The organism is Rhodococcus sp. BH5 (assembly GCF_027583855.1).
GTDB lineage: Bacteria > Actinomycetota > Actinomycetes > Mycobacteriales > Mycobacteriaceae > Rhodococcus_F > Rhodococcus_F qingshengii.
The window spans coordinates 76,799-101,098 of record NZ_JAJHVW010000014.1 but is presented as its reverse complement, the minus strand read 5'-3'; the positions used below and the strand labels follow the sequence as shown (position 1 = coordinate 101,098).

Annotated in this window: 22 protein-coding genes; 10 read left to right on the top strand and 12 right to left on the bottom strand. The window is 61.7% G+C overall.

All coding sequences use genetic code 11. The features are described from left to right. Window positions 1-9: 9 nt before the first annotated feature. Window positions 10-702 carry a translation initiation factor IF-3 gene (infC, locus tag RhoBH5_RS27290; protein WP_003944008.1) on the bottom strand — a complete coding sequence of 231 codons (693 nt, stop codon included), beginning with the start codon at window positions 700-702 and terminating at the stop codon, window positions 10-12. A gap of 369 nt (window positions 703-1,071) precedes the next feature. On the opposite strand from infC, the gene RhoBH5_RS27285 reads away from it, so the two are divergent. Both RhoBH5_RS27285 and RhoBH5_RS27280 read left to right on the top strand, forming a co-directional pair. After that, complete coding sequence (locus tag RhoBH5_RS27285; RefSeq protein ID WP_007736262.1) at window positions 1,072-1,440, top strand: DUF1844 domain-containing protein; 369 nt, start codon at window positions 1,072-1,074, stop codon at window positions 1,438-1,440. A gap of 1 nt (window position 1,441) precedes the next feature. Continuing rightward, entirely contained in the window at window positions 1,442-1,858 is a 417-nt protein-coding gene (locus RhoBH5_RS27280) for a DUF1801 domain-containing protein (RefSeq protein WP_003944044.1), read from the top strand. A gap of 5 nt (window positions 1,859-1,863) precedes the next feature. On the opposite strand, the gene RhoBH5_RS27275 is transcribed toward RhoBH5_RS27280, so the two are convergent. Further along, window positions 1,864-2,574 carry a helix-turn-helix transcriptional regulator gene (locus RhoBH5_RS27275; protein ID WP_047270467.1) on the bottom strand — a complete coding sequence of 237 codons (711 nt, stop codon included), beginning with the start codon at window positions 2,572-2,574 and terminating at the stop codon, window positions 1,864-1,866. Between the two features lie 80 nt (window positions 2,575-2,654). Here RhoBH5_RS27275 and RhoBH5_RS27270 point away from each other — a divergent pair, with 80 nt between their 5' ends. Next, window positions 2,655-3,362 carry an alpha/beta fold hydrolase gene (locus RhoBH5_RS27270; RefSeq protein WP_030536734.1) on the top strand — a complete coding sequence of 236 codons (708 nt, stop codon included), beginning with the start codon at window positions 2,655-2,657 and terminating at the stop codon, window positions 3,360-3,362. A gap of 71 nt (window positions 3,363-3,433) precedes the next feature. Here RhoBH5_RS27270 and uvrA read toward each other — a convergent pair whose 3' ends face one another. After that, the gene (uvrA, locus tag RhoBH5_RS27265) at window positions 3,434-6,394 is read right to left on the bottom strand and encodes an excinuclease ABC subunit UvrA (protein ID WP_024487477.1); all 2,961 of its coding nucleotides are present in this window, start codon (window positions 6,392-6,394) and stop codon (window positions 3,434-3,436) included. A gap of 174 nt (window positions 6,395-6,568) precedes the next feature. Between uvrA and RhoBH5_RS27260 the strand changes: the two genes are divergently transcribed. Then, window positions 6,569-7,255 carry an MBL fold metallo-hydrolase gene (locus RhoBH5_RS27260; protein ID WP_270009016.1) on the top strand — a complete coding sequence of 229 codons (687 nt, stop codon included), beginning with the start codon at window positions 6,569-6,571 and terminating at the stop codon, window positions 7,253-7,255. A gap of 33 nt (window positions 7,256-7,288) precedes the next feature. Here RhoBH5_RS27260 and RhoBH5_RS27255 read toward each other — a convergent pair whose 3' ends face one another. Then, the gene (locus RhoBH5_RS27255) at window positions 7,289-8,626 is read right to left on the bottom strand and encodes a DUF6884 domain-containing protein (RefSeq protein ID WP_439132125.1); all 1,338 of its coding nucleotides are present in this window, start codon (window positions 8,624-8,626) and stop codon (window positions 7,289-7,291) included. Between the two features lie 296 nt (window positions 8,627-8,922). Here RhoBH5_RS27255 and RhoBH5_RS27250 point away from each other — a divergent pair, with 296 nt between their 5' ends. From RhoBH5_RS27250 to RhoBH5_RS27240, 3 genes are all read left to right on the top strand, one after another. Beyond that, entirely contained in the window at window positions 8,923-9,855 is a 933-nt protein-coding gene (locus tag RhoBH5_RS27250) for a DoxX family protein (RefSeq protein WP_003944048.1), read from the top strand. A 131-nt stretch (window positions 9,856-9,986) separates the two neighbouring features. After that, window positions 9,987-12,269 carry a HelD family protein gene (locus tag RhoBH5_RS27245; protein WP_054187411.1) on the top strand — a complete coding sequence of 761 codons (2,283 nt, stop codon included), beginning with the start codon at window positions 9,987-9,989 and terminating at the stop codon, window positions 12,267-12,269. 83 nt (window positions 12,270-12,352) lie between these two features. Continuing rightward, window positions 12,353-12,814 carry a DUF732 domain-containing protein gene (locus tag RhoBH5_RS27240; RefSeq protein WP_007728747.1) on the top strand — a complete coding sequence of 154 codons (462 nt, stop codon included), beginning with the start codon at window positions 12,353-12,355 and terminating at the stop codon, window positions 12,812-12,814. Between the two features lies 1 nt (window position 12,815). On the opposite strand, the gene RhoBH5_RS27235 is transcribed toward RhoBH5_RS27240, so the two are convergent. The 3 genes from RhoBH5_RS27235 to uvrB form a co-directional block, all read right to left on the bottom strand. Then, window positions 12,816-13,268 carry a universal stress protein gene (locus tag RhoBH5_RS27235; RefSeq protein WP_003944055.1) on the bottom strand — a complete coding sequence of 151 codons (453 nt, stop codon included), beginning with the start codon at window positions 13,266-13,268 and terminating at the stop codon, window positions 12,816-12,818. Window positions 13,269-13,456: 188 nt separating this feature from the next. Then, entirely contained in the window at window positions 13,457-14,332 is an 876-nt protein-coding gene (locus tag RhoBH5_RS27230; RefSeq protein WP_270009015.1) for an SCO6745 family protein, read from the bottom strand. Window positions 14,333-14,377: 45 nt separating this feature from the next. Further along, a complete protein-coding gene (gene uvrB / locus RhoBH5_RS27225; RefSeq protein ID WP_007728743.1) occupies window positions 14,378-16,540 on the bottom strand; it encodes an excinuclease ABC subunit UvrB in 2,163 nt (720 codons plus the stop codon). Window positions 16,541-16,626: 86 nt separating this feature from the next. Between uvrB and RhoBH5_RS27220 the strand changes: the two genes are divergently transcribed. Next, a complete protein-coding gene (locus tag RhoBH5_RS27220; RefSeq protein WP_054187412.1) occupies window positions 16,627-17,145 on the top strand; it encodes a DUF402 domain-containing protein in 519 nt (172 codons plus the stop codon). Window positions 17,146-17,149: 4 nt separating this feature from the next. On the opposite strand, the gene coaE is transcribed toward RhoBH5_RS27220, so the two are convergent. Beyond that, window positions 17,150-18,364, bottom strand: a complete 1,215-nt coding sequence (gene coaE, locus RhoBH5_RS27215) for a dephospho-CoA kinase (RefSeq protein ID WP_007728738.1) — start codon at window positions 18,362-18,364, stop codon at window positions 17,150-17,152. 159 nt (window positions 18,365-18,523) lie between these two features. Here coaE and RhoBH5_RS27210 point away from each other — a divergent pair, with 159 nt between their 5' ends. After that, window positions 18,524-18,739 carry a hypothetical protein gene (locus tag RhoBH5_RS27210; protein ID WP_003944056.1) on the top strand — a complete coding sequence of 72 codons (216 nt, stop codon included), beginning with the start codon at window positions 18,524-18,526 and terminating at the stop codon, window positions 18,737-18,739. A 179-nt stretch (window positions 18,740-18,918) separates the two neighbouring features. Here the strand turns inward: RhoBH5_RS27210 and rpsA are convergent, their stop codons facing one another. Next, window positions 18,919-20,406: a 30S ribosomal protein S1 gene (rpsA, locus tag RhoBH5_RS27205; protein ID WP_003944095.1), complete on the bottom strand. Its 1,488-nt coding sequence runs from the start codon at window positions 20,404-20,406 to the stop codon at window positions 18,919-18,921. Between the two features lie 337 nt (window positions 20,407-20,743). On the opposite strand from rpsA, the gene RhoBH5_RS27200 reads away from it, so the two are divergent. Further along, window positions 20,744-21,589 (top strand): class I SAM-dependent methyltransferase, encoded by an 846-nt coding sequence (locus RhoBH5_RS27200; protein ID WP_007728737.1) that lies wholly within the window; start codon window positions 20,744-20,746, stop codon window positions 21,587-21,589. 3 nt (window positions 21,590-21,592) lie between these two features. Here the strand turns inward: RhoBH5_RS27200 and RhoBH5_RS27195 are convergent, their stop codons facing one another. From RhoBH5_RS27195 to RhoBH5_RS27185, 3 genes are read right to left on the bottom strand one after another with little or no spacing between them, the layout of a single operon-like run. Continuing rightward, window positions 21,593-22,354, bottom strand: a complete 762-nt coding sequence (locus RhoBH5_RS27195) for an amino acid ABC transporter ATP-binding protein (protein ID WP_019748634.1) — start codon at window positions 22,352-22,354, stop codon at window positions 21,593-21,595. Then, on the bottom strand, window positions 22,351-23,307 hold the full coding sequence (locus tag RhoBH5_RS27190) for an amino acid ABC transporter permease (protein ID WP_019748635.1): 957 nt from the start codon (window positions 23,305-23,307) through the stop codon (window positions 22,351-22,353). Before RhoBH5_RS27190 ends, RhoBH5_RS27195 begins: the two co-directional genes overlap by 4 nt. Beyond that, window positions 23,307-24,275: an ABC transporter substrate-binding protein gene (locus RhoBH5_RS27185; protein ID WP_270009014.1), complete on the bottom strand. Its 969-nt coding sequence runs from the start codon at window positions 24,273-24,275 to the stop codon at window positions 23,307-23,309. The genes RhoBH5_RS27190 and RhoBH5_RS27185 overlap by 1 nt, the downstream gene beginning before the upstream one ends. Window positions 24,276-24,300 lie beyond the last annotated feature (25 nt).

The window sequence follows — 24,300 nt, the reverse complement described above, 5'->3', positions numbered from 1 at the left end:
GGAAATCGACTAGCTGGCCGGAGCCTCGGGAGCGGCATCGCCGGTCGCCGGTGCTTCCGGAGCTGCTTCACTGGAAGCCGGTGCGGCCGGAGCCGGACGCGGAGCAGCCTGAGCCACTGGCGCCTGAGCGCTCTCCTGCGCCTTGACACGAGTCTTGGCGCCCTTGTGCGGTGCCAGGACCATCGTCATGTTTCGGCCGTCCTGCTTTGCCGAGGTTTCGACGAATCCGAGATCTGCGACGTCTGCTCCCAGACGCTGCAGAAGGCGGTAGCCGAGTTCGGGGCGTGACTGCTCACGTCCGCGGAACATGATCGTGACCTTGACCTTGGAACCGGCTTCGAGGAAGCGAACGACGTTGCGCTTCTTGGTCTCGTAGTCGTGGTCGTCGATCTTGGGTCGGAGCTTCTGCTCCTTGATGACCGTCAGCTGCTGGTTCTTACGTGACTCACGTGCCTTCTGTGCAGCCTCGTACTTGAACTTGCCGTAGTCCATGATCTTGCAGACCGGTGGACGGGCGTCAGGAGCTACCTCGACCAGGTCGAGGTCGGCCTCAAGGGCCAAGCGGAGTGCATCTTCAACACGCACGATGCCTACCTGTTCGCCGCCAGGTCCGACCAAACGAACCTCGGGAACGCGGATACGATCGTTGATGCGGGTCTCAGTGCTGATGGGGCCTCCTAGGTTGAACGGTGCGGTCTTCATGACCGCACGCAGCCCGTACCGCCCGCACCCCAACAAAAAAGCCCCGCTGTGATGATTGCTCATCCGCGGGGCCCGATGTCGACCGATCACATAGGATCCAGCTCACGCCGAAACCTATCTCCTCGACTGAGCGAGGAACCTGACGAAGAATGATCTCCGATAACAGGTGACCGGAACCACTGAACTGCAGTTTCACCTGCCGTGCAGAGGTGGGAGTCGGACTCCACTTGCTGCCCCCGAACAAGTCGGAGGCGGTCGTTGCAACAAGAGTAACAGGTCGCCACAGATGAAAGAAATCGGTGCCGCTCCCAGTGCTGCCGGGAGAGGCCCGATTCAACACCGTCACGGCCTGATGGAATCCTTACATCCATGAGTGAGAACTTCGAGGCAGAACAGAACACCGACGGCGCGAACCCCGACGTCCGCGAACTCTCCGAAGTTCCCGCGGTCGAGGTCATCAGCCGCGCTGCAGTGATGCTGATGAGTTCGGCTGCCGAAAAACTCGGCCTCTCCGACGCCGATCCGTCTTCCAGCCCCTACCTGGACCTCGACGAAGCGCGTCGCGTCATCACGGCACTTGCCGGACTCGTGACTGCGTCGGTCGAATACCTCGGCCCTCATGCCGGACCCATCCGTGAAGGCCTCCAAGCCCTGCAGCGCGCATTCCGTGAGGCGTCCTCGCACCCGGACGAGCCAGGAAAGGGACCGGGCGAGAAGTTCACCGGTCCGGTCTACTGAGTTGGCAACCGCCAACAAGACTCAACCGACGCCCGAGGACGTCGACGCATTCATTTCACGCGTCGACGACCGCAAACGCGCCGACGCCGTGGAGCTGATCTCCCTGCTGTCGGCCGCAACCGGCGAGCCTGCTGTCATGTGGGGCTCGAGCATCATCGGATTCGGGGCACGGCACTACCGATATGCGAGTGGCCACGAAGGTGACACCCCACTGATCGGGTTCTCCCCCAGGGCCACCGCGCTCACGTTGTACTTGTCGCTGAACTTCGACGACTACACCGACACGCTCGCTCGCCTCGGCAAGCACAAAATCGGCAAGGGCTGCCTGTACGTCAAACGGCTGAGCGACGTCGATATGACGGCCCTGACCGAACTGATCACGGATTCCGTTGCCGCAGCCCGCAACATGATCGACTGAGTCACTCACCTACGGGGAGAAACAGGCCGAGCGTCTTCGGGCGGTTGCCCGAAGACGGTCGAATCGCGTGGTGTGAAGTGATCGTTCGTCAGCGTGGCCCGACGCATTCGATCGAGTCGAAACCACCGCACCGCGTCGCGCTGGCGACACCAGCCGATGAGAAACCACTGCCCACGGTCCTGCGCCAGAATGTGCGGCTCAACTGCCCGCACCGTCTCCGCACCGTCCCCATCCACGTAGTGCAACGACACGACGCGACTCTGCTCGAGACCTTGCTCGACGGCCTGCCGGTTCGCGCGCGAATCCGTCAGAGCCCCGCCGTCACCGCGAATCCACACGCGGCCACCGAGCTCCGCGACCTTGCGACGACTCTCCTCGTCCATCACATCGAGCAGTTTCGCCAGCGCTGCTCGTCCATCCGGCGCAAACGGAGCATCACCCATCGCCGTCAAGGCCAACGCGATCGAAACTGCTTGCGGAACAGTGAAATTCACCGGCGGTAGCGTGGCGCGACCTACGAGTCGGTAACCACCCCCGGGGCCTGAGCGCGCTTCGATCGCCGCACCCGACATCATCAGCGTCTCGATATCCCTCTTGATCGTCCGGGTGGTGACACCGAATTCCTCGGACAATCGGGAGCACGTAGTCCCTCGATCGCCCTGTCGCCGAAGTTCCTCGACGAGAGCATGCAATCTCGCAGCTCGATTCACGTTCACCAGTGTCTCAGATTCCGATACCAAACGGTGACATAATTGGTGACACTCTGTTGTCACCAACCCGGGTGCACTGTGAGTACATGAAAACTCACATCGTTCTTGTTCCCGGATTCTGGCTCGGTTCATGGGCTTGGGATGCAGTACTCCCACACCTCGAACGTTCCGACACCCGCGTGACCAGCCTGACACTGCCCGGGCTCGACGCAGTAGACACAGATCGATCAGCGGTCACCTTCGACGCTCACGTCCGTGCAGTCGTCGACGCCGTATCGGACTCCGACGAGCGCACGGTCTTGGTCGTACACAGCGGCGCTGGCCCGGTGGGGTACGCCGTCACCGATCGCATCCCGGATCGCGTCGCTCGGATCGTCTACGTCGACTCGGGCCCCATGCCCGACGGCGCAGCGCTGCGACCGGATCTGGCCTCCGATGTCATCGAGATTCCGCTCCCCACGTGGGCAGAGCTCGAAGCGGACGGCAGCAGCCTCGAAGGACTCGACGAGAAAGCTCTGGAGACGTTCCGCGCCAACGCGGTACCCGAACCGGCTGGGCCCGCGCGTGAGCCGATTGTCCTGACGAACGAAAAGCGCTACCAGGTGCCGTCAACCGTCGTTTGCAGCACGTTCCCCTCCGCGGTGATCGCCCAGATGGCCGACGGAGGTCATCCGATGGCCGCCGAACTGGCGAAACTCCCCGTGACGTACGTCGACCTCCCGACCGGCCATTGGCCGATGTGGTCGCGCCCCGAAGAGGTCGCCAACGTAATTCTCGAGACCAGCACTTCCTGATCGACAAAGCAGTGATGCCGGGTCGATTCCGACCCGGCATCACTGACCGATTTCTACTTGCTCACGTTCTACTAGCTCACGGAAGCGGCTTTCTTCCGTGGCGCGGCCTTCTTTGCGGCAACTGCCTTCGTCGCACGCTTCTTAGTGATCGGCTTGGCCTTGACCGGCGCGTGCTGTGCGGTGAGAACCTCACTGAGGAACTTGCCCGTGTAGCTCTCGGGGACCGCGGCAACGTCTTCCGGCGTACCTTGCGCCACAACGGTTCCGCCGCCGGATCCACCCTCGGGTCCCATGTCGACGACCCAGTCCGACGTCTTGATCACGTCGAGATTGTGCTCGATCACGATCACGCTGTTGCCCTTGTCGACCAGACCGTTGATCACGATCAGGAGCTTTCGGATGTCCTCGAAATGCAGACCCGTGGTGGGCTCGTCGAGGATGTACACCGTGCGACCGGTGGACCGCTTCTGCAATTCGGCGGCGAGCTTGACGCGCTGCGCTTCACCACCGGACAGAGTCGGAGCCGGCTGACCCAGTCGGACATAGCCCAGGCCGACGTCGACCAGCGTCTTGAGGTACCGGTGAATTGAGGTGACCGGCTGGAAGAACTCGGCTGCTTCCTCGATAGGCATGTCGAGTACCTCGGCGATCGACTTGCCCTTGTAGTGGACCTCGAGCGTTTCGCGGTTGTACCGAGCGCCGTGGCATACCTCGCAGGGCACGTACACGTCCGGCAGGAAGTTCATCTCGATCTTCAAGGTTCCGTCGCCGGAGCACGCCTCGCAGCGTCCACCCTTGACATTGAACGAGAATCGGCCGGGCTGGTAACCGCGGACTTTCGCTTCCGTCGTGGCCGCGAACAGGGTTCGAATCTTGTCGAACACACCGGTGTACGTCGCCGCATTCGATCGCGGAGTCCGGCCGATCGGAGACTGATCGACCTGCACGAGCTTGTCCAGCTGATCGAGTCCGTTGATTCGTGTGTGACGGCCAGGCACCTGGCGTGCACCGTTGAGCTTGTTCGCCATGACGGTCGCGAGAATGTCGTTGACCAACGTCGACTTGCCCGAACCGGAGACACCGGTGACAGCGGTGAGAACACCCAGCGGGAAACTCACGTCGATGCCGTCGAGATTGTGCTCGCGAGCTCCGACGACCGTGACCTGGCGTTTGCGATCCACCGGCCGACGAATGGCCGGAACCTCGATGAAGCTACGACCTGACAGGTAGGCGCCGGTCAGAGATTCTTCACACGTCAGCAGTTCTTCGTACGGTCCGCTGTGGACGACCTTGCCGCCGTGCTCGCCGGCGTACGGTCCGATGTCGACTACCCAGTCGGACGTGCGGATAGTGTCTTCGTCGTGCTCGACGACGATCAGCGTGTTGCCGAGGTCGCGCAAGCGCGTCAGGGTTTCGATCAGTCGTCGATTGTCACGCTGATGCAGGCCGATGGACGGCTCGTCGAGTACATACAGCACGCCGACGAGTCCGGAACCGATCTGCGTTGCCAAGCGGATTCGCTGGGCCTCGCCACCGGACAACGTGCCAGCGGCACGCGAGAGGGAAAGGTATTCCAAGCCGACGTCGAGCAGGAACCCGAGTCGTGCCTGAACTTCCTTGAGGACCTGACCCGCAATCGCCTCTTCGCGCGAACCGAGAGTGAGGCTGTTCAAGAAGTCCGCGCAATCGGAGATCGACAGTTCACAGACCTCGGCGATGGACTTACTGCCGAAGTCTCCCGCCGCGATAGTTACCGACAGGATTTCCGGGCGCAGGCGAGCACCACCACACGCCGGGCACGGCGTGTCGCGCATGTACCCGTCGTACCGTTCCTTCATCTGATCCGATTCGGTCTGCTCGAGCCGGCGATGCAGGAACGGCATCACACCTTCGAACTCCGCGTAGTAAGAACGGGTACGGCCGTACCGATTCTTGTACCGGACGTGAACCTGCTCCTCGCTGCCTTCGAGGATTGCTTTACGGGCCTTCGCCGGCAACTTGTTCCACGGCGTCTTCATGTCGAAACCGAGGATGTCGCCGAGGCCGGAGAGCAACCGTCCGAAGTACTCCGAACTCTGGCCCATCGACCACGGCGCGATCGCTCCGTCTTCGAGACTCAGGTCGGGATCGGGAACCACCAGATCCGGGTCGACCTCCTTGCGGATACCGAGGCCGGTGCATTCCGGGCAGGCGCCGTAGGGCGAGTTGAAGGAGAACGAGCGCGGTTCGAGATCGTCGATCGCGAGTGCGTGGCCATTCGGGCAGGCCAGCTTCTCGGAGAAACGACGCTCACGATCAGGTGCATTTTCTTCACGGTCGACGAAGTCGAGGACCACGATGCCTTCAGCCAAGCGAAGTGCGGTCTCGACCGAGTCGGTCAGGCGCTGCTTCGAACTCGCCTTGACCTGCAATCGGTCGACCACTACTTCGATGTCGTGCTTTTCCTGCTTCTTGAGCTTCGGCGGATCCGCCAGCGAATGGACGACACCGTCGACGCGCACTCGCGAGTAGCCCTGGGTATTGAGCTGATCGAAAAGGTCGACGAACTCGCCCTTACGAGTACGGACTACCGGTGCGAGGACCTGGAACTTGATGCCCTCTTCCATCTCGAGCACCTGGTCGACGATCTGCTGGGGCGTCTGACGTGCGATCTTCTCACCACACACCGGGCAGTGCGCCGAACCTGCGCGGGCATAGAGAAGTCGGAGGTAGTCGTAGACCTCGGTAATGGTGCCCACCGTCGAACGGGGGTTGCGGTTGGTCGACTTCTGGTCGATCGACACCGCAGGAGACAATCCCTCGATGAAGTCCACATCCGGCTTGTCCATCTGACCGAGGAACTGACGCGCGTATGCCGAGAGCGACTCGACGTAGCGGCGCTGACCTTCGGCGAAGATCGTGTCGAACGCGAGGCTGGACTTGCCGGAGCCGGACAACCCGGTGAAGACGATCAGGCTGTCTCGCGGGAGGTCGAGATCGACTCCTCGCAGATTGTGCTCACGCGCACCCCGCACGATCAGGCGATCCGCCACACCAATTCCCTTCATTGTCAATCGTCCGGGGCCGTCCCCCCGGAGAAGTCTCGAGTGGCCTCGCAAACGCGAGTCCTCGAGCGATCGTCATCGTAGGCCGAGCCACCGACACGTTTTTCTCACCAGGCGAGCCCATCGCTCTACCTGCCCCTATTCGAAGGTAGCCTGCGTTTCATGACGAATCAGCCCATCGTGATCGACGACTCCTACACCGGTCAGGTCTCCCCCGATTCTGCCCCTCAGCGGCGCACAGTCGAAGGCGCCGTCATCACGAAGATGTCGGTCGGCCCCATGGACAACAACACTTACCTCGTCGTCTGTTCCACGACCGGGAAATCTCTCCTGATCGATGCGGCCAACGAAGCCGAGAAGATCATCGCGCTCATCGAACAGGAAGCACCTGTTTTCGATTCCATCGTCACCACCCACCAGCACGGCGATCACTGGTTGGCCCTCGAAGACGTTCACGCCGCAACCAAGGTGCCGACCGCCGCGCACCCCCTCGACGCAGAGGTCCTTCCCGTCACCCCGGACGTGCTCCTCGAAGACGGCGACAAGGTGACCGTTGGCAACTTGAGCCTCGACGTCATTCACCTGTCCGGCCACACGCCCGGCTCCATCGCGCTGGCTCTCACCGAACCGAGCAGACAGGTTCACCTCTTCACCGGCGACTCACTCTTCCCCGGCGGAGTAGGCAAGACCGCCGACCCCGAGAAGTTCACTTCTCTGCTCGACGACGTGGAAAACAAGCTGTTCGGAAGGTACGACGACGCGACCGTCGTCTACCCCGGGCATGGCAAGGACACGACGCTCGGCGCCGAGCGCCCGCACCTGGCGGAATGGCGCGAGCGCGGTTGGTGAAGTGTCAGGTTTTGGTTGGTCTTATGTGAGCGTTTATCGGATGTCGCGTCGGAGTTCTTTCAGCCGCGAACGTACAGGTGATATGGCCATCCCCTTCAGGTTCAGCGGAGGGTCGATATCTGCCAGTACATCGTGCTCAAGGGATCCGAGATTGTCGGGATCATCACTAGGAATCGCGATGACCTTTAGGTGCTCCTTCATCCACGAGGTGAGATACGCCTCATCGATTCGTGGGCTTTCAGCGGCGTGGGCGAGAATCGACCCTAGTGTCTTTCGAAATGTCGAGAATTCGTGATTGCCGCCAAGGTGCATGCCACAGACACGAGTCCACAATGTGTTCGCCGAACGCTTCCCACTCGGCCATCGGGTCGCACCAGCCAGTCCTGCGTAGATCAGTCCGGGTTCGACCAGTAGTTCGAGACCATCAGTCAGGTCAGATGCGCCGTCCTGGTCAACCCACCAGCTATAGAGACCAGGGGACTGTAGCTCCTCGCGCTTGCTCTCAAGCAACTCAGAGGGGGTGATCGAACGTGACTCGTCCAGCAGCATCGCGACGAATGATGCGGTGCCGCTCGGGAAGAATTCACCCGACCCGTGGTAAGACTCATCGATCACCTCCGGGTCTGACGAATACCACGCGAGTCGCTCGCCCAACGCGAGCCCTTCGAGTGGAGTAGTCACCGTGGCTCCCTTGGAGCTCAGCGCCGCTTTCGCCGCGTCGACATAGGCAGCGCCCGCGTGCATCTCGATGACCTTGCCTTGTAGGGGACCCGCCAATAATTCGAGACGTTCCGCGGTCCACAATCCCCACGCTGCGCGGTAGGCGGCGGGCATTTCCGGCAAGTACCGCTCATACGGTGCAATCCACGAATCTGGGGCCACAGGTCCGTGCTCTGCGGAGAGGACGAACCAGGGAACACGCTTGCTTTCTGCATACGCGCGTTGTTTTTTGAACAGCGCCGAGACATACAAGTCCTTGGCAGCGGCGGGCGCGGATCCCTTCGACTTGACACACGTGACAAGAAGGAGATCCGGCCGGGCGACGTTGTTGTCTGTGCCGGCTCCCAAAGCCAGCACAGTCGCGGCCGGAGAATACCGGTCAGATGTTGAAGTAGCCGCTTGAACTCGTTCTGCACGAACAAAAGTAACTTCCTGCCCCAGTTCCAGGCTGGCCACGCTGAACCCCGCTCGTTGCCACATTCGAACGTGAGGACGATCGCCCGACCACCAAGCTCGGTACCTCGATGCAGACGGCGGTAGCTCACCGACGATTGACTCAAGTTCCTGCCAGGTCAGATGAATCGAATCGTTGACCTCGACCAATGTCACTCTTAATGTGTCCCACTGCGCCACAGAAACAGTGTGCACCATATGACCCACAATCTATTGCAGACACGATTCCTTGCGCCTCAACTAAGTGGGCGCTTCGTCCGAACCATCGACGTGCGCACGTGCGGCAACCACGAACACGCCGTAAGCGGACAAACGGTAACGGATACTTCAGAACGGTGTGTCCGGATCAGTGGAGAAGTCATCGTCGCAGTACAGCGCGTTTCGGCGACCAGGAATCCGTCAACCGGGTCAGGCGTGCCGGGATCGCCGAACCGGACCAATTCCTTGTGAGATCGCTAGGGTGGAAAACGAACCTACATCGGGAGGCTTGAAACATGCTGGTACGTCGAATTGCTCGTCCACTGCTTTCCACGATCTTCATCGCCGGGGGAATCGATGCTTTGCGCAACCCTGCTCAGCGAGCAGCCAAAGCGTCACCGCTGATCGACAAATCCGTCGAGACGCTGCCAGGAGCAGTGACGCAGAAGGTGCCTGCTGATCCGGAAACACTCGTCAAGATCAACGCCGCCGTCCAGATCGGCGGCGGTGCCCTGCTGGCCACCGGCAAGGCGCCGCGGCTCGCGTCGTTGGTGCTCGCGGGGAGCCTGGTACCGACCACGCTTGCCGGTCACGACTTCTGGAACGAAACCGATCCGTCACTGCGAGCGATGCAGCGCACAAACTTCATCAAGAACGTCAGCTTGCTCGGCGGACTGATGATCGCCTCCGTCGACACCGAGGGCAAGCCGTCGCTCGGCTGGCGCGGCCGTCGCGCCGCGAAGAAAGCCCAGGCGTCTATCGCCGCAGCACTTCCATTGGTCGCATCGCAGACCGATCACACGAGCGATCGCGTCGAGCATGCTCTGTCGGTGGCTTCCGAACGCGGTTCCGAGCTTGCCGAAACCGCGAAGGCACACGGCACGGATTGGCTCGAACTTGCGAAGGAACGCAGCTCCGAGTTTGCGGAGATCGCGAGCAAGCGAGCCGCGGAATTCGGAGAGGTCGCCAAGGAACGCGGCCCGGACATCCTCGAAGTCGCGCAGAAGCGCGGCTCCGAACTGGCCGAGACCGCACGCGAGCGCAGCGCCGAACTGGCAGAGCTGGCGAGCAAGCGCAGCTCTGAGTTCGCCGAACTCGCCCTCGAGAAGAGCAACGAGTGGGCCGAAACGGCGTCGGAGCAGACCGAGGTGCTGGGTAAGCGTGCCCGAAAGCGCGCCGAGAAGGCGCTCGAAAAGGCTCGCGCCAAGAAGGACGAATTGACGCACTGAGTGCACCGAAAACACGGTCAGGCCACCTTCGGGTGGCCTGACCTGTATCTATGCGGCAGTTCATCTGGGGGAACTAGACTGTCTTGGCGCTTTTGCAGCGCGTGAATTTCTCATCAAGCCTAGGAGATCCTTTGCCCGACGCGGACCCGTCACTGAACGAGCAAGAGCTCGAGCAGCAGTACGTGACGATGTTGTACTCCCGTCTCGACGATCTTCGAAAGTATGCCCAAACTCGCTTGAGCACGGTGCTCCTCGAGACCGGCGGAACCCCGCAAGCACGCAGTGAACGCGAATCCTTCAATGCCATGTACACCGAGGATCTCGCCAAGTACGACGCAGCCGAGAACGGAATGTGTTTCGGACGCATCGACTTCGACGACGAGCGACGCTACGTCGGCCGACTCGGAATTCTGGACACCGACAACGACTACGAAACGCTACTGCTCGACTGGCGAGCTCCGATGGCACGCCCGTTCTATCTGGCGACGCCCGCGGCACCTGAGGGCGTCAAGCGACGACGCCATATCCGCAGTCGGAGCCGAACAGTCACCGGAATCAACGACGAATACCTGGACCTCGACGCTGCCCGAGCCGCCGGCGTGGTGACCGAAGCCGGTGGCGTCGCCGGTGAGAGCGCACTCCTGGACGCTCTGAACGCAGCGCGTACGGGTCAGATGAACGACATCGTCGAGACCATTCAGAGTGAGCAGGATGCCATCATCCGCTCCGAGCACAAAAGCGTTCTGGTGGTCCAGGGCGGTCCGGGTACCGGCAAAACCGCAGTCGCCCTTCACCGTGCCGCCTTCTTGCTCTACACCTACCGCCAGCAACTGGCCAAGGCCGGTGTTCTCATCATCGGGCCGAACGCGACGTTCCTCGACTACATCAGCCAGGTCCTTCCTTCACTCGGTGAGACCGGAGTTCTACTCTCGACGATCGGGGACCTGTACCCCGGAGTGCGTGCGACTCGTACGGATTCCCTCGCCGCCGGTGAGATCAAGGGTTCCCTCGCGATCCTCGACGTGCTCAAGAACGCCGTCCGGGATCGGCAGGAAGTTCCGTCGAAGCCGATTACCCTTCGATTCGACACGTACGACTTGAAGCTGGATCGAAAGACTGTCACGAAGGCGCGCGGGCGTGCTCGGTCGTCGCGTCGCCCACACAACCTGGCGCGCCCGATCTTCGTGGCAGCAGTCATCGAGGCGTTGGCACTGCAGATGGCCGAACTCATCGGCGGAAACCTCGTCGACGGTGGGTCACTCCTCAGTCGGGACGACATCGCCGACATTCGCGACGAGATGCGTGAGGACCCTGACATCATGTCCGCCATCGGAAAGCTGTGGCCCGAATTGTCGCCGCAGCAAATCCTCGCGGAACTGTGGACGTCGCCGGCGAGGTTGGCCAAGGCAGCGCCGCAACTCGACGACGCCCAACGCGACGAGCTTCTGCAGAGCGTCGGACCGGGTTTCAGTGCGGCCGATGCTCCCCTGCTCGACGAACTGGCCGAGATTCTCGGCGTCGACGACGCCGCCGAACGCGAACGCGCACAACGTGAATGGCGCGCGCAGATCGCCGACGCCCAGGGCGCCCTCGACATCCTCACCGGGTCTGCACCACAGGATCTCGAAGACGAGATGGATCCCGAGATCTTGATGGCGTACGACTTGATCGACGCCAGCCAACTCGCCCAACGCCACGATCAGGGCCAGCGCCAGACCACGGCAGAACGCGCTGCCGGCGACCGAACCTGGACCTACGGTCACGTGATCGTCGACGAAGCCCAAGAGCTCTCCGAAATGGCGTGGCGAATGCTGATGCGGCGCATACCGAATCGCTGGATGACGTTGGTCGGCGATACAGCTCAGACCGGTGATCCCGCGGGAACTTCGTCCTGGCAGAAGATTCTCGAGCCTTACGTCGCCAAGCGCTGGAAGCTCACCGAACTGACCGTCAACTACCGAACTCCCTCGGAGATCATGGATGTCGCGCACCGTGTGCTCGAAGAGATCGACCCGGAGCAATCCGTGCCCCGGTCGGTACGCGACAGCGGATTCGCGCCGTGGGCGCTCAAGACCACGGCCGAAGAATTGGAATCGACCGTGCGCCGTTGCATCGAGTCCGAGTCGCATCCCGGTATCACCGCAGTGATCGCCGGTTCCGAGGTTGTTGCCGATCTGGCGGGCCTAGCGAGTGACACCGTAAGCGTCCTGTCCGTCAAGGACGTCAAGGGACTCGAGTTCGACACCGTGTTGATCGTCGAACCTGCCGACATTCTCGACGAGTCACCACGCGGAATGAACGACCTCTACGTCGCATTGACCCGCGCTACCCAGAGGCTCGGCATCATTCACGTCGAGTCGCTCCCCGCGGTTCTCGACGGCGTCGAAGCAGCAGAGTTGGCCTTCGATTCGTGAGCATCACGGAGTAGGTTCGTGCGTGACACCACGAATGGTGGTGTCACTCCAATTTGTGTCGACGACTGAAGGAATGACCCCTCGTGCTTGGCCTGCCCGCAAGTTCCGCCGCACCCATCCGCAAGATCGCTCGCGTGGTGATCGGCGTCGGGATGCTTGCGGCGGTGACAGCCGGTTGCTCAGAGGATGATTCGAGTTCGACGGCTGCTGCCGGCAGCGACGACATCGCTGCTGTTGCTGCCGCACCGACAGAAAAACCGGTAGACGAGGCAGATCGGCTGCGGGCGGCGCTTGCGTCTACCGGGGTCACGCCCGCCTTTTCCGACGACATGTTGCAGGCGCTCGGTGACGGCGTCTGCCAGCAGCTCGCGGCCGGAACGGATCGAGCGATGATCATCGCGAATCTGCGGGCGGTATCGCTGAACGGAGCAAGCGAACCAATGGTCACCTCCGGAAACGGCTCGGCCGCATCGACAACACCCCCCAGCGCCGATCAGCTGGCTGAAGTGTTCGTCGATGCGGCCGAGGCCGACTACTGCCGGTAGTTCAGCGAACGGTGTGCACGATCAGGACATCGGACGTCGCCTTGCGAGCGGCATCGGAAGGCACCGATCCGAGTAGACGCCCGGTCAACGTGTTCAATCCGCGATTTCCGACGACCAGCAAGTCGCCCTTCACCTCGTCGAGCAAAGCGAGAAGCGATTCGACGGGAGCGCCGACGACGGCGCGCTCGACAACATCCTTTGCCCCCTGGGCATGTGCGCGCTCACGAGCGGTGCGAAGGATCTCGTAGGTCGGAGCGGAACCGGTGACCTGGTAGGCCTCGTTACCCAACGCATCAGCGGCAGCGCTCACGTCCTTGGGATCAGCCGGGTAGTACGCACACGCGATGACGAGCTGAGCGTCCGAGCCACTGGCAATGGCGGCAGCTCTGTCGACTGCCTTCAGTGACGACTCGGAGCCATCGGTTCCTACGACAACGGTCCGGTAGGCACTCATTCATTCCTCCATGGTTACGGGACGGACGGTACGGCCGGCACCGGGCGCAACGCTGTTGCGCCCGCTCGACAACCGCTGCGCTGACATTAGCGGGATTGTGCCGCGGATAGTGTTATTTGCAGTACACGCCACAAGCCCACAGTGAATGTGATTCTTCGTCACAGACACATTTGTTCGGTGGTGACCACTCAGCGACGTTTGCCAAAGCGGGGCCCGAACAGCGCCGCCGGAAATACTTCCTGCTCGACCAGGGCGGTACGCCACGGCGTCGCCAATTCCAGCAACCGCTTGGCACCCTCCTCACCCAGCGCATCCCACGGAGCCAAAGCGAGGTCGTCCGTCAGGTCTTCGACGACGTCACGCAAGTCCTGCCCGTCCTCGGTCAGCGCACCGGACGAACGATCCAGCAGTTCGCGGTCCTTCAAACTCTCGACGGCCTCGTCCCACTGTTCCTGCGACCATCCGCGACGAGTCTGCGCGAATTTGCGCTGAAACCCGATTCCCGTCGCGGTGTGCGTGATCAACGCGTCCAGGCCGTTCAATCCCGCGGTCTGAAGGGCCGCAATGTGGCCGTCACCGCGATACTCACGCAGCAGTGTCAGCGCGTGCCAGAAACGCAGGTGCGGCTCGGCCGGCCAGTCGAGCGACGCCCAACCCGCGTACAGAGGGCGGCCGTCCACTCCAGGAATGTTCTGGGCAGCGATCGACACGAGTTCGGCGGCCTCGGCCATGTCCCCCGATCCTGTCACGTCTGCACCGAACAGGCGGACGTACGCCGCGTCGATTGCCCGATACCGCGCGGCGACAACCTCTGTGGGCCTTGCCAATTCCCAGGCACGTGGGATGACACTGGCGATCAATTCAGGATTGAAGTTGAAGAAGGTGGCCGTGACGACAGTCGCGGGTGGAGCGCCGAGCGGAGCTGATCGCCCGGCAAAGTACACCATTCGGCCAGGCTCCAACCCGACGCCGACAAGTTCCTTCTCCGTCTCCGGGACGAAGTACGCCAAGGAATGGAGAAGTTCGAGAGTCCGCGCGGTCTTGCCTGCAGTCTGTGCATCCATACCTGAAACCGTAGCGGTCGAAAGCACGAACGCACGCGAGGCGACCTACTTGAGACCCGCGGCGTCCATTCCTCGAAGCTCCTTCTTCAAATCCGAGATTTCGTCTCGCAATCGCCCAGCCAACTCGAACTGAAGGTCACGTGCAGCGTTCATCATCTGATCGGTGAGTTCCTTGACCAGATCTGCCAATTCGGCCCGAGGCATCGATTTGGTGTCGCGCCCCTCGTACACACCCGCACTGACCGCACGACCGGCCTCACCCTGCGCACGCCGACCACGCGTCGCATTGCGACCCGAACCACCGACGTCCACGGACGCCGCAGTGTCCTCTGCCTCCTCGTACACCTGATCGAGAATGTCCGCGATCTTCTTGCGTAGAGGTTGTGGGTCGACGCCCATCTTCTCGTTGTAGGCGACCTGCTTCTCGCGTCGTCGCTCGGTTTCCTCGATGGCCTGCGCCATGGAAGCGGTGATCTTGTCCGCATACATGTGCACTTGACCGGATACATTTCGAGCCGCTCGGCCGATCGTCTGAATGAGACTGGTGGAGCTACGCAGGAAACCTTCCTTGTCGGCATCGAGAATCGCGACCAGCGACACCTCGGGAAGGTCGAGTCCCTCACGCAGGAGGTTGATGCCGACCAGCACGTCGTACTCCCCCAGGCGGAGCTGACGGAGCAACTCGACTCGCCGGAGCGTATCGATATCCGAGTGCAGGTAGCGGACGCGAATACCGAGTTCGAGCAGGTAATCGGTCAGATCTTCCGACATCTTCTTGGTCAACGTCGTAACCAGCACACGCTCGTCACGTTCCGCTCGCTCGCGGATTTCGTGAACGAGATCGTCGATCTGTCCCTTGGTGGGTTTGACGATGACCTCGGGATCGATCAATCCGGTCGGGCGGATCACCTGCTCGACGAACTCACCGCCGGACTGACCCAACTCGTACTTACCTGGTGTCGCCGACAAGTAGACGGTCTGACCGATCCGCTGACTGAATTCTTCCCAAGTCAGAGGGCGGTTGTCTGTTGCCGACGGTAGCCGGAATCCGAACTCGACCAGGTTTCGCTTGCGCGACATATCGCCCTCGTACATGGCGCCGATCTGAGGAACCGTCACGTGCGACTCGTCGATGACCAGAAGGAAATCTTCCGGGAAGTAGTCGATCAAGGTTGCGGGGGCAGTTCCAGGGCCACGGCCGTCGATGTGGCGCGAGTAGTTCTCGATGCCGGAGCAGAATCCGACCTGTTTGATCATCTCGAGGTCGTACTGCGTACGCATGCGCAGACGCTGAGCCTCGAGGAGCTTGCCCTTGCCTTCGAGCTCGGCGAGTCGCTCTTCGAGTTCCGCCTCGATGTCCTTGGCGGCACGCTCCATGCGTTCAGGGCCGGCGACGTAGTGCGTCGCCGGGAAGATACGAACCGTGTCGACCTGGCGAACGATGTCACCGGTCAGTGGATGGAGGTAGTACAGTGCCTCGATCTCGTCACCGAAGAATTCGATGCGGACCGCCAGCTCTTCGTACGACGGAATGATCTCGACCGTGTCGCCGCGCACGCGGAACGAACCTCGCGTGAACGCCATGTCGTTGCGGTTGTACTGAACGTCGACGAGCAGACGCAGGAACGCATCCCGCGGCACCTCCACACCGACGTCCAGCTGAATCGAGCGATCGAGGTACGACTGCGGTGTACCGAGGCCGTAGATGCACGACACCGATGCCACCACGACCACGTCCCGTCGTGACAGAAGGCTGGACGTCGCCGAGTGGCGCAGCCGCTCGACATCGTCGTTGACGGACGAATCCTTCTCGATGTAGGTGTCCGTCTGGGCGATGTACGCCTCGGGTTGGTAGTAGTCGTAGTACGAGACGAAGTACTCGACCGCGTTGTTGGGTAGCATTTCCCGAAGCTCGTTCGCGAGCTGAGCCGCCAAAGTCTTGTTCGGAGCCATCACCAGAGCCGGGCGCTGCAGCTTCTCGATCAACCACGCAGTCGTGGCCGACTTGCCGGTACCGGTCGCACCGAGGAGGACTACGTCCTTCTCCCCCTCGTTGATCCGTTTCTCCAGCTCGGCGATAGCTGCCGGCTGATCGCCTGCCGGTTCGTACGGGCTGACGACCTCGAAGCGCGCGTCTGAGCGCTCGATGTCACCAACCGGCCGAAACTCGGAATGCGCGACCACGGGATGTTCGGAAGCAAACGCCATGAAACCAGGGTAAGCGCACCTACCGACACAATGCCCGCTCGTCCGCGTTCAGCCGAAAATGCAGTTCGGCGGTAGGTTCTTCGACCATGAGCGAGGAACGTCCCCACATTCACCGGCCGAAGGTCGAAACCTTCGACATCGCAGCTCGCACCAACGTCGATCCCAAGGGCTTCGTTCGCCCGGTCGAGCACTACCGCGAAGAACCGTGGGGGCTGTACATGGCGCGCCACGCCGACCATCCCCGGTTTCACTACCTGGAGTCCTGGATCATTCCCGAACTCGGAATTCGGGCGTCGATCCTGCACTTCACCCCGGAACACATCCGAGACTGGGATTTCTATGTCGACATCGGCGACTTCATCCGCGGCGACCAGGTCTGGACGTCCGAGGACCACTACCTCGACCTGATCGTGCAGACCGGACGCAGCGTCGAATTGCTCGACGTCGACGAATTGCTCGAGGCGAACACCGCCGGGATTCTCGACCCGAAGACGTCAGAGCGTGCGATGCTGAACGCGGCCCGCGCTATCGACGGCATCGCCGCCCACGGTCACGATCTCGACGCCTGGCTCACCTCGGTGGGCATGCCGGTCACGTGGCGCTGAGTGGTTAGAGGGACCAGCCTGATTTCTCGGCCCACTCCCATGCCCGGTGGAAAGCGGCGTCGAACCACGGCGTCTTGACTCCCAGGTAGGCGTCGATCGCAGCGGCGTAGTCGTCGATGCCGGCGGCACTCTCGGCTGCCTTGACCTTGAGTTCGGCATATTCGGCACGCGCCGACGCATCGGCGCGAAGCCAGTCGCGGAAGAGGATCGCGAACTGCTGACCTGGCCAACCGTCCACCCGAATGTGAATGTTCGCGCGGCGCCCTGGATCGGCACTCCCGTGGATCCGCTTCGCCCACACCGCCGGATCGGTCTCGCCACCGAGGTACGACGGTTTCGGGTCGTCGGCGACGATGTGCTCGATCCGGGGGAACCCGGCAGCGGCCAGATCTTCCACGAGGTCGTCGGCAACGCCGAGGTGCTCGACAGTGATCTGAATGTCGATCACGTCCTTGGCATCGAGACCAGGCACTGCGGTCGATCCGATGTGATCGATACGGCGCGCGCGGTCACCGGACGCCAACGACAACCGGCCGATGATTCGTTCGGCCTGCGCCGGCCACGACGGGTCGGCTGGAGTCAGCTCGGGCAGTGCGCGCACTACCGTGCCCTCGCGGAGGTTCTTCTCGAAGGGAACAAGTCGATTCGCCCACAAGTCGCGGACCACGTCGTCGAGTGAACCCGGCTCTCCGCTGTTGTCGAGCCACACGTCGGCAACAGCACGACGCTGATCGTCATTTGCCTGCGCTGCGATGCGCGCACGAGCGTCGGATTCAGGCATGCCGCGCGAGCCCACCAAGCGTCGAACTCGTTCCTCCTCGTCGACGTAGACGATGACGACCAGATTGAATGCCGGCGCCATCGAACCCTCGACCAACAGCGGAATATCTTGAACGAGCACTGCATCCGACGGCGCAGACGAAATCTGCTCCATCGTCCGCGCACCGATCAGTGGGTGGAGGATGCCGTTGAGAGTTCCGCGTGACGTGTCGTCGGCAAACGCCAACGACGCCAGCGCGGGTCGGTTGAGGCTGCCGTCCTCGGACAGAATCCCGTCGCCGAATGCATCGACCAGAGCGGCAAGTCCCGGAGTACCGGGCTCGACCACTTCTCGGGCGATCAGGTCGGCGTCGACGATGACGGCTCCCAGTTCGCTGAGGATTTTCGACACTGTCGACTTACCGGCTCCGATGCCTCCAGTGAGGCCAACTCTCAACACACTCGACAGTCTCTCATCTCCGCGCCCGAGAGATTCAGACACGCCTACTGATCGAACACGCCGGGGCGTTCGAGGCTCAAATACCACAATTTCGGTGACCGTGCGGTTATGTTCTAGCGAACGCACCTGTACCTGCACCTTCTCGAGAAAGTGGACGCCATGCGAGCAGATCGCGACCATCACGGTCAGCACCGCCTCGGAATGCCGAACGGCGTGCACTGCATAGAGTTTCCCGAAGTTGCTTTTGCCCTGGCAGAGCACCGTCGTACGTGGTTCACGATGCTCGTGAGCCAAGGCCGACACAGCTTCGCGTCGATGCGTAAGCGCACAGCCGAAGCGACCGCCACCTACTGGGTGCCTGCTCCCGCAAACTGAGTTCTCTTCACGAAGTACAAAATGACCGGCAACCCTTCGGTGCCGGTCATTTTTGTGTTCACTCACTGAATTGATTCTTCGCTCGCAAGTGACACCTGGCAGAGAAAAGAACCCCGCCCCTGCACGTGCAGGGGCGGGGTTCTTCACAGATCTCGCCTGATCAGATCAAGCGGTAATCCTTATGCGTTGCCCGACAGCTTCTCGCGAAGTGCGGCGAGCTGTGCATCGCTGGCAAGCGATCCGCCAGCGGACTCGGCCGGAGCGGAGCCGGCAGCAGCCGGAGCCTCGGCGTCGTCTGCAGCAGCCGTCTCCGAGGAGTAGCCGGCAGCAGCGGTGGCAGCCTCAGCGGCCTCGTCTGCAGCGGTCTTCTCCATCTGAGCGGTGTGCATCTTGTGGCGACGCTCAGCCTCGGCGTAGCGGTTCTCCCACTCTTCACGCTGCTTGTCGAAGCCCTCGAGCCATTCGTTGGTCTCGGGATCGAAGCCCTCGGGGAAGATGTAGTTGCCCTGCTCGTCGTACGAGTCGGCCATGCCGTACTTGGACGGATCGAACTCGGCGTTGTAATCCTCGTTGGCCTGCTTCAGCGACAGCGAGATACGACGACGCTCGAGGTCGATGTCGATGACCTTGACGAGTGCATCGTCGCCGACGCCGACAACCTGGTCCGGAACCTCGACGTGGCGCTCAGCGAGCTCCGAGATGTGAACGAGGCCTTCGATTCCCTCTTCGACGCGCACGAATGCACCGAACGGAACCAGCTTCGTGACCTTGCCGGGCACGATCTGGCCGATGGCGTGCGTGCGGGCGAACTGACGCCACGGATCTTCCTGCGTTGCCTTGAGCGACAGGGAGACGCGCTCGCGGTCCAGGTCGACGTCGAGAACCTCGACGGTGACCTCGGTGCCGACCTCGACAACCTCGGACGGGTGATCGATGTGCTTCCAAGACAGCTCGGAAACGTGAACCAGACCGTCTACGCCGCCCAGGTCCACGAATGCACCGAAGTTGACGATGGAGGACACGACGCCCTTGCGGACCTGGCCCTTCTGGAGCTGGTGCAGGAATTCGCTGCGAACCTCGGACTGAGTCTGCTCGAGCCATGCGCGGCGCGACAGGACCACGTTGTTGCGGTTCTTGTCGAGCTCGATGATCTTGGCCTCGATCTCCTTGCCGACGTACGGCTGGAGGTCGCGGACGCGACGCATTTCGACGAGCGAAGCGGGGAGGAAGCCACGAAGACCGATGTCAAGGATGAGGCCGCCCTTGACGACCTCGATGACGGTGCCCTTGACGGCCTCGTCCTTCTCCTTGAGCTCCTCGATGGTGCCCCAGGCACGCTCGTACTGAGCGCGCTTCTTCGACAGGATCAGTCGACCTTCTTTGTCCTCCTTGGTGAGGACGAGAGCCTCGACCGCATCTCCCACGGAGACGACCTCATTGGGGTCGACGTCGTGCTTGATGGAGAGCTCACGAGAAGGGATGACGCCTTCGGTCTTGTAACCGATGTCGAGCAGAACCTCGTCGCGGTCGACCTTGACGATGGTTCCTTCGACGATGTCGCCATCGTTGAAGTACTTGATCGTGGCATCGATGGCGGCGAGGAAGTCCTCGGCGGAGCCAATGTCGTTAATGGCAACCTGCGGCGAGGTGACGGTTGTGGAGGGCATATGTTGAATTGCTCCGGACGAGTTGTGGTCGGTTGATGGATTTTGTCGGACGAGATGCGCGACTGTGGCGTACAAATGTTGGAAGTACTTTGTGAAGTACTAGATCGAAGTACCCAGCTGCATCAATAACGAACAACCGAATACCGGATCACATTCCACACCGCGGAAGCGCACCGCGAGCTCCCTCGGTCCGACTGATTCCGAGACCTTGGTAAAGATCTCGTATAGACAATCGGTCGGATGACAGACACTCGCGTGAGTAAGACTACGCGTCGGCTATCTTGCCGGGCAAACCCGGGTACCCTGCGCCCGCATCACCCGTTCTACTGTGTTGTTCATGTCTGACGAGCGCCATGCCGCTGCCAATTCCATTCTCGGTACCAGCGGCGTCGGCCGAGTCCGTGTCGATTCGAGTGCCAGCGACCGCGCCAGCCGTGCGTGGTGGGACGCCGACGCCGACGATTACCACCGAACCCACGGCGAGTTTCTGGGCGTGAACAGCGCGGAAGGTGAATTCGTCTGGTGCCCCGAAGGGCTGCACGAGGGCGATCACCACTTGCTCGGCGACATAGTCGACAAAGACATATTGGAAGTGGGTTGCGGCTCGGCACCGTGTGCCCGATGGCTCGCCGGACATGGTGCTCGGGCCGTCGGTCTCGACATCTCGATGGGGATGCTCGCCCGCGGGCAGGACGCGATGAATGCCGGCGGACCGGCCGTCCCGTTGATTCAGGCAAGTGCGGAACTCCTGCCGTTTGCCGACGAGAGTTTCGACATCGTTTGTTCCGCGTTCGGCGCCGTCCCGTTCGTTGCCGATTCGCAGCGAGTGATGAACGAAGTCGCCCGGGTTCTGCGTCCCGGCGGATCGTGGGTCTTTGCCGTCAACCATCCGATTCGATGGATCTTCCCCGACGATCCCGGGCCGAAGGGCTTGACCGCGACCCTCCCCTACTTCGACCGCACCCCGTACGTCGAGGTCGATGACAACGGAGTCCCCACCTACGTCGAGCATCACCGCACCATCGGCGACCGGGTTCGTGAGATCGTCGCCGCCGGACTTCAGGTGCGCGACATCATCGAGCCCGAATGGCCGGAGTGGTTGGACCGCGAATGGGGACAGTGGAGTCCCCTGCGCGGCCAACTCTTTCCGGGCACTGCAATTTTCAGCGCCGTCAAACCCTGACGGCTACAGCAGCTTCGACAGGAAGGCCTTGGTCCGGTCGTGCTGAGGATTGGCCAGGAGTTCCCGCGGCTCGCCTGCCTCGACCACAACTCCCCCGTCCATGAACACCAACTGGTCGGCGACCTCGCGGGCGAATCCCATCTCGTGGGTGACGACCACCATCGTCATGCCTTCTTTGGCCAACTGCTTCATCACGGTGAGAACTTCACCGACCAGTTCGGGGTCGAGCGCGGACGTCGGCTCGTCGAACAGCATGAGCTTCGGGTCCATCGCGAGGGCGCGGGCGATGGCAACTCTTTGCTGCTGACCACCCGACAACTGGGCCGGGTAGGCGTTGGCTTTGGCGCTCAACCCGACCTGATCGAGGAGGTCCTTCGCTCGTTCGACAGCCTTCTTCTTACTGACGCGCTTCACCTGCGTCGGCGCTTCGATGATGTTCTCGAGAGCGGTGCGGTGCGGGAACAGATTGAAGTGCTGAAACACCATCCCGATGTCGCGGCGTTGTTTGGCCGCTGCTCGCGGGTGAAGTTCGTACAGTTTTCCGTTCTTCTCCGAGTAGCCCACCAGGTCGCCGTCGACGTACAGTCGGCCGGCGTTGACCTGCTCGAGGTGATTGATGCAGCGCAAGAACGTCGACTTGCCCGACCCGGACGGCCCGACGAGACACAGGACCTGACCGGGGTCGATTTCGAGCGAAATCCCTTTCAGGACCTCCAATGCGCCGAAGTTCTTACAAACTCGGTCTGCTTTCACCATGGGGGTCATTTGCGTTCTCCTCCGGGGGTATCCGGAAGCGTTTCCACTACCGTAGCTTTTCCTTGCGCGTCGGCCAGTGCCTGAAGTTGGCGTGTGGTCAGTGCTCGGGTTGCGCCCTTCGAATAGTGACGCTCGACGTAGTACTGCCCGATCATGAGCAGACTCGTGATTGCGAGGTACCACGTCGCCGCCACCATCAACAGGGGAATCGGCTCGAAGTTGGCGCCCGAGATATCGCGCGCTCGACCGTACAACTCGAAGCTGTAAGGGACCGCCGTCACGAGCGAGGTGGTCTTGAGCATGCTGATGACCTCGTTACCGGTCGGCGGAATGATGACGCGCATCGCCTGCGGTAGAACGGTTCGTCGCATCGTCTGACTCCACGTCATACCCAATGCAACAGATGCTTCGGTCTGGCCCTCGTTGACCGAACTCACGCCGGCGCGGACGATCTCGGCCATGTAGGCGGCCTCGTTCAATGCCAAACCGATCACGGCAAACAGAAATGCTGCCTGCAAGTCCTGGAGATTGATGTGCGCAAACTGATGTACGAAGGGAATACCGAGATCGATGCTCTTGTAAATCGACGGGAACAGGCCCCAGAAGACCAACTGCACGTAGACAGGTGTTCCTCGAAAGATCCACAGATAGCCCCAAGCCGCGGCGCGAAGCACCGGGTTGGGAGAGAGTCGCATGACTGCCAGAATCACACCGAGGACGATCGCGATCACCATTGCCAGCACCGTCAGCTGGATCGTTGTCCACGCACCAGCGGAGATGCGTTTGTCGAACAGATACTGACCGTAAGTCCCCCATGCAAAGGCTTCGTTGGTCGCCGCGCCGTAAACGAACAGTCCGAAGAGGACCACGACGACGACCGCGGCAATCCAACGACCAGGTCTGCGTAGTGGAATCGCCTTGATCGGCACCGGATCGCCGGTCTCAGTTGTTGTCATGTTCATCAGCTTTCCGCGCCGTTGATCTTGGATACTTCGATGACGCCGGCCTCGACACTCCAGGTCTGCGCGATCTGTTGATAGACACCGTTGTCGATCAGGTACTGCATTGCCTGCTGCAGGGCGGGACCGAGGGCGGAGCCCTTCACGATCGGCCAGCCGTAAGGCGCCGAATCGAAGGGTTCTCCCGCAGCTTCCATCCGGCCCTTGCTCCGTTTGATCGCATAGCCGGTCACTGGTGAATCAGCGGACAGCGCGTCGACTCGACCGAGAATGAGCGCGTTGGCCGCGTCGTCCTGGCTGTCGTACTTGATCTTGTCGATCGGGGGTTTGCCCTCGGCCACGCAGGCCTCGCTCTTGGCAGGCACCTCGTCGATGTCCTCGGTGGTCGTGGTCTGCACCGCCACCCGAAGCCCGCACGCATTGTTCGGATCGACTGGCTTGTCCGGCCGCTGGGCCCACTGGATACCCGCGCTGTAGTACGTGACAAAGTCGACCGTCTTCTCGCGCTCCTTGGAGTCGGTGAACGAAGACATGCCGAGGTCGTAGCTTCCCGACTGAATAGCGGGGATGATCTTGTCAAAGTCGGCTTGGTTGAAGACAGCTTCGACCCCGAGCACGGCGGCAACGGCATTCATCAGGTCGACGTCGAAACCGACGATGTTGCCGTCCGCGTCCTTGAATTCGTTTGGCGCGTAAGGAATGTTGACCCCGACCTGCAGTTTGCCCGAATCCGTGACCTTGGACGGCAGAAGTGCGGCGATCTCGGGCACCTTCTGGACATCAAGTGGCGGCCCTTCCGGAACGAGACCCTCGTTGTTGGTGACACATCCGCCGCACAATGCGACGATCAAGCCCACCAACAGGACTCGCACCACGTTGGCGCGGATACGCCCGCCACTGCTCGAGCCATAACTCACGCCACGTGGCCTTGGTGCCCGTGCGTTTTCATCGACCACGACTCTGCTCTCCATTCGTCGATCGCCGCACTTGCAACGT